The 256-nt window shown below is 57.0% G+C and carries 1 protein-coding gene; it reads right to left on the reverse strand.

The features are described 5' to 3' along the window. The coding region (locus P7F60_RS27980) for a helix-turn-helix domain-containing protein (protein WP_277920885.1) at positions 1-253 on the reverse strand (253 nt) is incomplete at its 3' end. Between the last annotated feature and the right edge of the window lie 3 nt (positions 254-256).

Here is a 256-nt window from a genome sequence, read left to right on the forward strand (position 1 = left end):
AGGTCGTTCCGGTTATGCCGTGCGCTCTGACAGACAGCTGAGCATTGGATGGAAAGACCACCAATCCACTATCGCAGTTGAGCTCGCTCTCTGGATAAAACGTCAGCAATGCGTCCAGCACAGTCAGCGCCCTGTCCTGGAGGCCAAGGCGTTCACGGGCCTCACAAGCGTCGCGAAACACTCTCCATTTTTCGACCGGGCGGCTTGGTTTCGTCTCGGACGTCTGGAGCTGCCTCTTTACAAGAGCAAGCACAGC

Source organism: Rhizobium sp. YJ-22 (genome assembly GCF_029601685.1).
In the GTDB taxonomy this organism is placed as follows: domain Bacteria; phylum Pseudomonadota; class Alphaproteobacteria; order Rhizobiales; family Rhizobiaceae; genus Metarhizobium.